Genomic DNA, 7953 nt, shown 5'->3' with positions numbered 1-7953 from the left:
GCCATATCACACAACAGGAAGTCAATGCCGTATTTGACGAGCAGGTGCGGCTCTGTGCCGACACATTGCAAAAGAAAACGAAGGAATATACCGGGGACGATACGGACCGGCTGGGGGCTTTTAAGGCGGCGGCAGCCTTGCAGCACACCACGCCGGAGCGCGCCCTTGCCGGGATGCTGGCGAAGCATATCGTTTCCCTGTATGACATGTGCTTTGACAATGATACGGATTACGGGATAAGTACATGGGATGAAAAGATCACAGACAGCCTCAACTATCTGTTCTTACTGAAAGCCATTGTAAAGGAGGGACATACCGATCAGACGGATTGAAGTAAAAATATTAAACTGCCAGGCGGCCAGGGAGGCCGAGAAAAACATGGTCTTTGCCGCCCGGCTTACCCAGAGGGGCCATAAGATCGCCACAATGGACGACCTGATGGCCCTTTATGAAAAATCGTTCAGTGATGATACTGTGGCGGCCATCAGCGCCCTTCCCCACCCGACGGTCCAGAAATTTGCAGTGATCACCGCTGCTGTTGTAGGGGCAAGCAGGCGGTTCCTTTCACAGATCACCCGGCACCAAAACGAAGTAAAGTTTATAAGCGCGTCTTTGCAGTACAGCAATTATGCGGGGCAGGCGGATTTTGCCATACCTTATGAGATCATCACCGCCCCGGCAGCGGTCCGGGAACTGTACTTAAAAAGCTGCCATGATGGCATGGGCTGTTACGAAAAGCTGTGCGCCGAGGGGATCGGCCATGACGCGGCGGGATATGCCACACCCCAGGGGCTTCGGAATGTGCTGGTTATCAGCGCCACGCCCTACCAGTGGAAACACATCATCGGCCAGCGGGTATGCCGGCGCAATACGGACGAGACCCGGATCGTGCTACTGAAAATCTGGCAGGAGCTTTATACTTTAAGCCCGGTGCTGTTTGCCCCTGATCTCACAGGCCCCTTCTGCCAACAGGACAAATGCCTGGAGGGGAAAATGACCTGCGGAAACATGCTGAAAGCGGATATGACGCCTGAAGATATTCTGAAAACAGACTATCCGGCGCTTTGGGAAGGAGGCGGCGCATGAAGATCAAACTGATCGACTTTGGCGTGCCGGAGGACCGCCGCCCTTTCCGTCCGCATGGGAACGATGCCGGTGCAGATGTCTACATGCCCTATGACTGTACGTTACAGCCGGGGGAGATCGCAAAGGTCCCTCTTGGGTTTGGGATTGAAGTGCCGGACGGATATGCGGGCTATGTGTTTCCACGCACCAGCATGGCGGTAAAAGGGCTGGTCTGTGAGCTGCCGCCGGTGGATTCCGGCTACCGCGGGGAGATTCACGCGATCATCAGTAATGTAAGCAGCCAGACCCAGGAGCTTTCCAAAGGCTCCCGCGTGGGCCAGCTTGTAATTACTCCGGTTGTGATCGCAGATTTTGTTACAGAACTTGGCGAGCAGCGCGGCACAGATGGGTTTGGAAGTACAGGAAAATAAAAAAGTGACATTCCGGGAGTGATTCTTGGTTTATCGCCGGTAGTGGGATTGGGCATATCAGGAGGATTGCAGGATAAAATAAAAGAAAGGCAGCAAAAAGCGGCCAGCATCGTGGCCGCTTATTTTCTGCTATTGAGTTCTTTCATAATCCCCAGGATATAAGAAAGTGACCTGGAATCCAGTTTTTTTGCCTCTGCAATAAATTCCTGCAAGGCTTGCGGGGCCGGGTTCCCCTCGTCAAAAAATTCCTGGGGCGTCACACCCAGATATTCACAGATGTAAAGGAAGGACTGCATGGAGGGAAGGGACTTTTTGTTTTCAATGTTGTTAATGTAGTTATTTGCCTGTCCCAATGACAATGACATATCGCGTGCAGACATGCCTTTTTGAGTCCGCAGCTTTGCCAGCCGTTCCGGGACGAAATTTTCATACATTGCCTTTACCTCCTATTCCATAATAGATTGTACCTTACACCCTGTCCTTATTCGCAAAATAAAAAAGGGTATTTGCGTTGAAACACTAAAATAAATCTATTATAATTTGAGAAATGAAGAATACAAACTATCGGATGGAGGGAAAGAAAGATGGAAGGAAAGACATGCTGTGTCACCGGGCACAGAAATTTACCTCAGAAAGAGATAGGCCGTGTAAAAGCGGCCCTGCGGCGTGAAATCGATTCTGCTGTTGCGGACGGGTTTACCCGCTTTATGAGCGGCTTTGCAGACGGCGTGGACCAGTATTTTGCAGAGATCGTACTGGAAAAGAAAAAGACAAATCCGGCGCTGGAGCTGGTTGCGGTTATCCCTTATCAAAAGCGCCTGGACAGCCTGCTGGAAAAGAGCCGGACTTATGAAATGCTGGAGGCCTGTGCGGATGTTGTCGTCATGCAGGAAAAATACCACCCCAACGTCTATTCCCACCGGAACCGCTATATGGCCGAACACTCGGACCGGGTGATCGCCGTGTATGACGGGAGGGAAAAAGGCGGCACGGTCAGGACGATCCGGTTTGCGCACCAAATGCGGAAACAACTGCGAGAGATTCCGGTAGGAGTGATTATTAAACCGAAAATAATGTAATCTTATTAAGCACAGTGATAGAAAAATATGCAAAAATATGATAAAATATGCTCCATAGATTTACATACTGATAACTTACAAAGTTGAGAAAGGAAAATGCTACTGTGCTAAAAGATATTACGGGAATTAAACTTGCAGGAGGCGGCTTTATAAACCCAGTTGAATTGCGTTTATTTGATCCTTTAGATGGCAATAAAGTTAAGTTACCTAAAGGAACGATTCTTTATGGTAGAAATGGTTCTGGTAAAAGTACCATTGCAAAGGCAATAAAAAAGGTAGTAAAAGGTGGATACCCACATATAACGCAAGCTACTGTTTTGGATAAGGATGGAAATATAATCACTTTAACGGAAGATGAAAAAGAGAGGATATTTGTATTTGATGAAGAATTTGTGGATAGCAATATAAAATTGCAGGAAGCAGGATTGAATACTATTGTAATGTTGGGACGGCAAGTGGATTTGGCTAACCAAATTCAACAAGCTGAAAGAGAAATGGATATTGCTAAACAGGAATATGAAAATCAACAGGCACTTGTTTCAAACGAATATGAAAATAGGAACAATCCTAAATCACCCAAATACTATATAGACCAAATGAGGTATGCTTTACAAGGTGATGATAATTGGGCCGGACGAGATAAAATAGTTAAGGAAGGACGCCAAAATACTGGTGTGAGAGATGAAACATATAAACAATTTTTATCTTTTTCACCAGTCAAAAGTAGAGATGAACTCATTGTTCTTTTCAATGAAAAGCTAAACGCATTGTATCAGGCACAAAAGGGCGCAGAAGCTATAAATGTAAAAGTACCCAGATTTACAATGAAATATGACGATTCGGCAATCATGGACTTACTTGCTGTTAAAATTGAAAAGCCAATATTGTCTGATCGAGAAAAATATCTTTTACAGTTAGTTCAAAATGGAAAAAGTAATACATTGGCTGAAATGGCTGGTGTTTTTGGAGATGCTTCTATTAAGGAATGCCCCTTTTGTTTACAACCATTGACTAATGCCTACAAGAAAAGCCTTTTTGATAGTATTCAAAAGATACTCAGTAAAATTGTTGAGCAACATCAGCATGAACTGCAGAAGTTAATTGTTGAGGAAGTAAAAATAAATCTTTCGGCATATGAAAAACTTGGCGATAAGAAAACTGTTTGTGAGAACCTGATTGAACGAATCAATCAGTCTATTAGAGATAATAATCAGAAATTGCAATCAAAGATTGCGGACCCATATTCACCTATTGAGATAGACGTAACAACAGTGTCTGTATTGCTTGGGAATTTAGAAGATGCATTGACAAATTTAGAAGAATCAAGATTAGAGTTTAATAAAAGCGTACAAGCAACAGCTCCAATTAAAAAAGAATTAAACAAAATCAATGGGGAAATTGCTTATTATGATATTCATCAATTATCATCGAAGCATGAAGCACAGCAGCAAGAATATGTTTGTGCACAACGAAAAGAGACAGAAAAAAAGAATGTGTTTCTGCAAAAAAAGCAGTTGGTCGATGAATTAGAAGCTAATAGAAAAAATATACAAATTGCATTGAATGTTATCAATAATAGCTTGAAGTATATTTTTTTCTCAAATGACAGGCTGAGGATTGAATATCAGAATGATACATATGTGCTTTTGTCTAATGGACATGCGGTAAAACCATCAGAAGTATCTTTGGGGGAGAGAAATATCATTGCGCTGTGTTACTTTTTTGCTAATATAATGCAAAATAAAGAAATAACTACCACATATGATAAAGAATATTTAATAATTATTGATGATCCGGTATCAAGTTTTGATATAGAAAATAAGATAGGAATCATGTCTTTCCTGAAGTATCAATTAGGAAAATTTTTGCATGGAAATATAGATACCAAAGCTCTTGTTATGACACATGACTTGATGACATTTTATGATCTTGATAAAGTGTTTGAAGAACTCATCGGAGAGTGTGGTCAAAAGTTTCAAAGTAAAAATTTGAAATTTAATCGTTTTGAGTTAAATCAACAAACTTTGCAAATGTTTAGGTATAAGCAGAGGCAGGAATATACAGAACTTGTGAAAGTGATATATGAATATGCACTTGGTAATGGAAACAGTTATGATATTATTATTGGCAATATATTAAGACAAGTGCTTGAGGCGTTTGCGACATTTCAATATAAAAAAGGCATAGAAGAAGTGTCAACAGATTCATATATTTTGGATGCTCTGCCAGAAGAAGAATATAAATTGTATTTTTATAATCTAATGTATCGGTTAGTTCTTCATGGAGGAAGTCACAGAGAGGAACAGGTTAAAGCACTGGATGATATGAATTTCTTTAGTGTTGTTTCAAATACTGATAAGCAGAGAACGGCAAAGGATGTTTTATGTTTTATTTATCTGCTGAATGAAAAACATGTAATTTCTCATTTGAAGGATTACGGAAATTCAGCAAGTGCAAACTTGGAACAGTGGTGCAATGATATAAGGACGAGATCCATTGTTGAATAGGTATAGAAATATCACTTTTGTTATAACAACAAATGATTAACTATTTTAGAAAGGTAAACAAATGGATATAAAAAATTGTTATGCATTTGAAAATTCTGTTGCAAAAATATTTATTGAAGCGGGATATACTGTAAAGCAAGGCGTTCAATTAGAAAATAAAATAGGTGATATTGATATCATTGCGGAAAAAGATAAAAGAAAATTTTGTGTTGAAGTAAAATATTCTCGTATAACCGAGAAAGCTATTCAACAAATTTGTGATACTGCAGAATCAAATGAGATGATACCATTATTAGTGACAGCGTATACTATTGAAGAAAAAAGAAAGGAATATTATCAAAAAAGTTATGCGAATTTAATTTTTATAGATATTACTAATTTGCTCTTTGCTGTACAAAATAATGCTGAATTACGTAACGAGCTAATAGCCAGCCTACCATATGCTATTGACGATATAAAACCACAAAAAGGATTTATTCAAATAGATAGTCTTCGACATGATGATTATACAAATTCGTTAATTAAGGAGATGGAATGGTGTGAAGCGGGAAAATCACTTGCGAGAACATACGAAGTATTATGTGTTAAACTCTTAGAAAATATATTTTCGGAAGATTTAGCCTTATGGAGAGAACAGCAGAAATCAAATAAGGATTTGTACAGATTTGATCTTCTCTGTCGGATTAAGGATGGAAATCAAAAAACATTTTGGTCAATTATTGAAAGGTATTTTAATTCAAAATATGTGGTGTTTGAATTCAAAAATTATAGTGATCCAATTACCCAGAAGGAAATATATACTACAGAAAAATATTTATATTCAAAAGCACTACGAAGTGTTGGAATATTGATATCAGCACATGGATATGACGAAAATGCTTTTTGGGCAGCAAAGGGATGTTTGAGGGAGAATGGAAAACTCATTGTGTTACTGGAAACAAAGGATTTGATAGAAATGAATAAAATGAAAATTGACCAAGAAGATCCATCCAATTATTTGTTGGATAAATTGGATGAACTTCTTATGGAGTTGGAGAAATAAAAATCAATAACTATATGTTAAAATTGAAAGCATATATTATTTGTTTGCATAATGAATATCTGAAATTAAGAGCGGAGACTAAGAATGTCCTCGCTCTTTTTTATACCCGAAAAGGAGGTGGTATATATGTGGAACTTGATTACATATTTTCTTTGTTTTACAGGCGGTACGATGATAGGGGTTGTCCTTATGTGCCTGTTGCAAGCGGGAAAATTTGAGGACGAACAGAAAGGATTGAGGGAATGGAGGGATTGCGAATGAAGTTAGTAATTGCGGAAAAGCCCTCTGTCGCCATGTCTCTGTCGGCGGTCCTGGGTGCGAATGAGAAAAAAGACGGCTACTTAGAGGGTGGCGGGTATCTGGTAAGCTGGTGCGTGGGGCACCTGCTGGAACTGGCGCAGCCGGAGGCTTACGGAGAACAGTATGCCAGATGGCGCTATGGTGATCTGCCGATCCTGCCGGAAGAATGGAAATATGAGGTGCCGAAGGATAAGAAAAAGCAACTTGACCTTCTGTGCCGGCTGATGAAAGACAAACGGGTGGATTCTGTGGTGTGTGGTACCGATGTTGGATAGTGCGGAGGGGCGACAAACAAATACAAATAAAAAAGGGACTTCCTCAATCCTTAAAAGGCTATGACAGTATCGGTTATAGTCTTTTTTCATGCGGTAATTACCGTATGAAATGAACTCCTATTCCCCAAGCGGAGAAATACCCAACAACAGTATTCCGCAATCAAATCTCCCAACAAGTAACGAGAAAAAATCATATATCAACACCGAAACCAATCAATCATATCAATCCATATCACAGGAGGGCAAAGACCATGAATAAAAAGCAGGAACAACAGATTTTGGACTATTACAGTACCGCCGACAAATATATCCGTAGCAAGACACACTCCAATGCGCATCAGACTGTATTTACGAAAGAAAACGATAAATACCAGTGGCTTGTGTTGGAACAGAAAAGCCAGTGTGAAGTCGAGGTAAGGCAGACCGACAGGCATGGAACAATCACAGCGAGGGATAATTACGAACTGACAAAAAATCTCCCTAAGTGCGTGGGCGTGGAGCGTTTATGTGAGGGCGCAAATATACAGATACCTTTTAACGCTGATGAAATCAATCTGATTTACCAGTTTGGAGAACAGGGAAAAGCGGAAACGTGCGCCAGTCTGTCTGCTATTCTTCCGCAGATAAAAGACGATAACACAAAGCAGATAGTAAGTAGCACCTTAAAGAAATTAAATTCCCTGTCAGAAGAAACGTGTGCGGAACTGACCGCCACCACCAAAAGACGGAAACTGACCGAGCGTGACCACTCCATAAGGACAAGGTTAGCCAGAGCAAAGGAACAGGCAAAACAGCCGACAGTTTCCGAGGGAAAAAAGCACAGAACCCACAGCAAAGGAAAGGGGGATATGGCACTATGAAACTTTCCCGATACGAACAGGAAACGATTGTCAATTATAATGCAGGAGAAAAGACCGCCACCCTCTATACAAGGGATAAAGCGGTTATGCGGAAACTTGACACGCTTGTTGCCGACTTCCCCGACACATACAAGCTGACAGGGCAGGACGAGGTATCTAAGACCTATTCTTTTCCAAAGTCATACGTCTGCTACCGCAAGCCGAGGGCGTTCAGTACAGAGCAGAGGGAACGGGCAAGGCAGATGATGATTGCAAATAACAAGGCAAAGGGAAATTAAAGAAAATTTAATGGAATTGTGTATGCGTTTGTGGTAAGATAATGACATTGAACAATTTAACAAATCGTTAAGGAAAGAATCGAAGGTGGTGCAAACGAAAAAGCAGCTTTGATTTT

General features: G+C 40.9%; 10 protein-coding genes and 1 pseudogene. 10 read left to right on the top strand and 1 reads right to left on the bottom strand.

Annotated elements, in window-relative coordinates:
* The 3 genes from E5329_RS27255 to E5329_RS27245 all read left to right on the top strand — a co-directional run.
* A partial coding sequence (locus E5329_RS27255) for a hypothetical protein (RefSeq protein WP_275443806.1) occupies nucleotides 1-332 on the top strand: 332 nt, incomplete at its 5' end.
* A gap of 46 nt (nucleotides 333-378) precedes the next feature.
* A complete protein-coding gene (locus E5329_RS27250; protein ID WP_135992316.1) occupies nucleotides 379-1086 on the top strand; it encodes an FAD-dependent thymidylate synthase in 708 nt (235 codons plus the stop codon).
* On the top strand, nucleotides 1083-1496 hold the full coding sequence (locus E5329_RS27245; RefSeq protein WP_004083327.1) for a dUTP diphosphatase: 414 nt from the start codon (nucleotides 1083-1085) through the stop codon (nucleotides 1494-1496). Before E5329_RS27250 ends, E5329_RS27245 begins: the two co-directional genes overlap by 4 nt.
* A 119-nt stretch (nucleotides 1497-1615) precedes the next feature.
* Here E5329_RS27245 and E5329_RS27240 read toward each other — a convergent pair whose 3' ends face one another.
* Nucleotides 1616-1930 carry a helix-turn-helix domain-containing protein gene (locus E5329_RS27240; protein ID WP_135992315.1) on the bottom strand — a complete coding sequence of 105 codons (315 nt, stop codon included), beginning with the start codon at nucleotides 1928-1930 and terminating at the stop codon, nucleotides 1616-1618.
* 150 nt (nucleotides 1931-2080) lie between these two features.
* On the opposite strand from E5329_RS27240, the gene E5329_RS27235 reads away from it, so the two are divergent.
* The 7 genes and pseudogenes from E5329_RS27235 to E5329_RS27205 all read left to right on the top strand — a co-directional run bounded on the left by E5329_RS27235 (nucleotide 2081) and on the right by E5329_RS27205 (nucleotide 7837).
* The gene (locus tag E5329_RS27235; protein ID WP_135992314.1) at nucleotides 2081-2575 is read left to right on the top strand and encodes an SLOG family protein; all 495 of its coding nucleotides are present in this window, start codon (nucleotides 2081-2083) and stop codon (nucleotides 2573-2575) included.
* A gap of 104 nt (nucleotides 2576-2679) precedes the next feature.
* Entirely contained in the window at nucleotides 2680-5082 is a 2403-nt protein-coding gene (locus E5329_RS27230; RefSeq protein ID WP_168356796.1) for an AAA family ATPase, read from the top strand.
* A gap of 61 nt (nucleotides 5083-5143) precedes the next feature.
* On the top strand, nucleotides 5144-6124 hold the full coding sequence (locus E5329_RS27225) for a restriction endonuclease (RefSeq protein ID WP_135992312.1): 981 nt from the start codon (nucleotides 5144-5146) through the stop codon (nucleotides 6122-6124).
* Between the two features lie 126 nt (nucleotides 6125-6250).
* Nucleotides 6251-6385: a DUF3789 domain-containing protein gene (locus E5329_RS27220; protein WP_135992311.1), complete on the top strand. Its 135-nt coding sequence runs from the start codon at nucleotides 6251-6253 to the stop codon at nucleotides 6383-6385.
* A pseudogene (locus E5329_RS27215) lies at nucleotides 6382-6696 on the top strand (toprim domain-containing protein); the annotation flags it as partial. The gene E5329_RS27220 and the pseudogene E5329_RS27215, both read left to right, overlap by 4 nt.
* 254 nt (nucleotides 6697-6950) lie before the next feature.
* Complete coding sequence (locus tag E5329_RS27210; protein ID WP_004056032.1) at nucleotides 6951-7559, top strand: transposon-transfer assisting family protein; 609 nt, start codon at nucleotides 6951-6953, stop codon at nucleotides 7557-7559.
* A complete protein-coding gene (locus E5329_RS27205; RefSeq protein WP_004056031.1) occupies nucleotides 7556-7837 on the top strand; it encodes a hypothetical protein in 282 nt (93 codons plus the stop codon). The genes E5329_RS27210 and E5329_RS27205 overlap by 4 nt, the downstream gene beginning before the upstream one ends.
* Nucleotides 7838-7953: the final 116 nt, after the last annotated feature.

Origin of the sequence: Petralouisia muris, from assembly GCF_004793545.1 — a bacterium.
Taxonomy (GTDB): domain Bacteria; phylum Bacillota; class Clostridia; order Lachnospirales; family Lachnospiraceae; genus Petralouisia; species Petralouisia muris.
This window is presented reverse-complemented; position numbering and strand designations above follow the sequence as displayed.